Below are 2,908 nucleotides of genomic sequence, written 5' to 3' on the forward strand. Positions count from 1 at the left end.
TAGATACATATTATATGTACGAAGGCATTTCATTTACACAAGATTCTTGACGCTACCTATAAATGACGTGCTTGCTAATACTTTAGGATTTGTAGTTGGTTATTATCTATCAAAGTTAATTGATAAATAACCCGTAGGTAAATTTATTTGGGTCTAGAATTTTTGGTGTTGGAAAGTATTTCCATTCCAAAAGTACTAGGCCCTAATTTAAAAAGCCATTGATAATGGATCAAAAAAGGCCACTAGGGTATACCCTATTGGTCTTTTTTGCTTCTGTGCTATACTAGGAATTACAAATGTTCATTAGAACTGTCCAAAAGGAAGCGCTAAAAATGGCTAAAATCGGGTATGCCCGGGTAAGTTCCAGAGAGCAACATTTAGATCGACAGTTAGCGGCTTTAAAGGGCGTTGATAAATTATTTACGGATAAATTAAGTGGGGCTAACACTAATCGGCCAGAACTGCAAAAAATGTTGGCCTATATTCGTGAGGGTGATATTGTAGGGTCTAGAATTTTTGGTGTTGGAAAGTATTTCCATTCCAAAAGTACTAGGCCCTTTTTGATAACAAAAAAAGGCATCTAAGCCTCCCTAGTGCTATGCTTTAAGCGACAAAACTCAACAGTTGTGGCCTATTTTTTGATGCTGTATAATTAAAGGGTTAGAAACGTGTCATTACTTAATGACATAAATAAGGAGTGAAAAAGATGAAATATGGCTATGCGCGGGTCAGTACCACTATATGGTGATACTGTAATTTTGACGTTAATCTGCGGCATGAAGTTTGGCCGACCGCGAATACAAGTGACTAATTGAATAAAATCTGATTGCGTTGCTCGCTGGATGCGGATGACGTGTTGATCAGAGAAACAAAACTAAACGCAAGCGTGCAGAACTTCTGGACGCTTTTTTGCGTTGAATGAGGTGTCACGGTGGAAAGACGGGGGATGTCGCAGTAGAAATACCAAAACGCGTGGCCCTGGGTACCATGCGATGATGGTAGCTGGGGCGGTTCTGACTGCCAGTCACTGACTTGATAATCCCAAGTCGGAAGCCCCAAATAATTGCGAAAATAAATTATTTAATTTTTAGGGAACAAACCACTAGTATTCTAAAACCAAAGTTGATATACTACCAAAGTTTGCTTGATTGTTTGGTTAACGGGAAAATGATTACAAGCAGGCCATCTTAATTAACGAAAGGAGTGCGAAAATGAACGATTTAACAAAGGGGAAACCATTAAAATTAATTTTCTGGTTTACAGTTCCATTACTAATCGGTAACATTTTTCAGCAATTTTATAGTTTGTCAGACACGTTGATCGTTGGTCAGACACTTGGGGTCAAAGCCCTAGCAGCTGTCGGGTCAACGGGGAGTGTCCAGTTCCTGATTATCGGGTTCGCGCAAGGCTTGACGGCCGGGCTGTCGATTTTAACGGCGCAACATTTTGGTGCCCGTGATTTTAAAGCAGTTCGGCGGAGTTTTGCCATCAGTATCGTGGTCAGTCTGATCGTCGGTATTATTTTGACGGTACTGTCACTGATATTTGTGGACCATATTTTGTTGCTGATGCAGACGCCGACGGATATTATCGCGGATGCCCGGACCTTCTTACAAATCATGCTTGGCGGGATGTTAGCCCCGATTGGGTTTAACTTGTTGTCGAACATCATTCGCGCACTCGGCGATAGTCGGACACCGTTGTGGTTTCTGATTATCAGTGCCTTAATTAATATTGGCCTCGAATTACTGTTCATTCTGGTCTTTAAGTGGGGCATCGCCGGTGCTAGCTGGGCCACTATTCTGGCACAAGCGATTGCGACCCTGATGTGCGTCGTGTATATCATGGTCAAGGTGCCGATTCTGCACATTGGCTGGCGCCATTTCAAGCTAGTCTGGGCAGAAGTACGGGCACATTTGAACGTCGGCTTACCAATGGCGTTTCAAATGTCGATCATTGCGATTGGAACGATTGTCTTACAAGCTGCGCTGAATAGTCTCGGAACGAACTCTGTGGCCGCAACGACTGCCGCTCAAAAAATTGACCAATTGGCGACGCAACCGCTGATGTCGTTTGGGGTCACGATGGCGACCTTTGCGGCTCAAAATTACGGCGCCTACAAGTATGAGCGGATTATTACGGGTGTCAAACAAACGATGTGGCTGTCGGGGAGCTTTAGTGTCGTTGCTGGTCTGATTGAAATTATCTGGGGCAAGCAACTGGTCGGCTTCTTCGTTGGTCATCAAGATGTGGCCGTCCTGAACTTGTCGCAGACGTATTTCAACGTCATTGGGAGTACTTATTTGTTACTGTCGATGCTCTTCATTATGCGTAACACGCTTCAAGGTCTGGGTCGCAGTGCGATTCCGACACTGGCCGGGGCTGCGGAACTATTTATGCGGGTGTTCGCTGCTTTGATTTTGGTTCGACTGCTTGGTTACGCCGGGGCATGTAGCTCAGAGCCACTAGCCTGGCTGGGATCGTGTGCCGTACTTTTGCCAGCGTACATTAAGTCCGTTCGTGATTTGCGGCTTCAAGAACGCATGACGACCGTGGTCGCTGAAGAACCGACGCCTATTTTGGCGGATTCCGACAACTCATAATTAAGACTTGCAACAAGCTGGATTTTTTGATAATATTTGTTATCAATTTTGTTTTAAAGACTTATAAGATGATTGCACGAAAGACGGGGATTAGTAAACGCACGCAACAGCGGAGGTTTAAATTGATTTCTTAATCAAGCATAGAAAGGTAGGAAGATGTGTGGACACAATAACTTTCTCACCTAATCCATTAGATCAGAAAACAATTAACTTGATGGACTTGCCAGAAGAATAACTTTAGTGATTTCGGTAGATTGTAAAATTAATCCGAACGCTGTTCGGACAAAAAAGATCAGCTTCCTTTA

At 43.4% G+C, this 2,908-nt stretch carries 1 protein-coding gene and 2 pseudogenes; all 3 read left to right on the plus strand.

Annotated features, from left to right (window positions below; genetic code table 11):
- Window positions 1–332: 332 nt before the first annotated feature.
- Window positions 333–503: pseudogene (locus IV36_RS11270) on the plus strand (recombinase family protein); the annotation flags it as partial.
- Window positions 504–1,211: 708 nt separating this feature from the next.
- Window positions 1,212–2,603, plus strand: coding sequence for an MATE family efflux transporter (locus IV36_RS11275; protein ID WP_003690776.1), 1,392 nt, complete (start codon window positions 1,212–1,214; stop codon window positions 2,601–2,603).
- Between the two features lie 59 nt (window positions 2,604–2,662).
- Window positions 2,663–2,737, plus strand: a pseudogene (locus tag IV36_RS12155) (recombinase family protein); the annotation flags it as partial.
- Between the last annotated feature and the right edge of the window lie 171 nt (window positions 2,738–2,908).

The organism is Liquorilactobacillus mali, from assembly GCF_001437155.1.
In the GTDB taxonomy this organism is placed as follows: Bacteria; Bacillota; Bacilli; order Lactobacillales; family Lactobacillaceae; genus Liquorilactobacillus; species Liquorilactobacillus mali_A.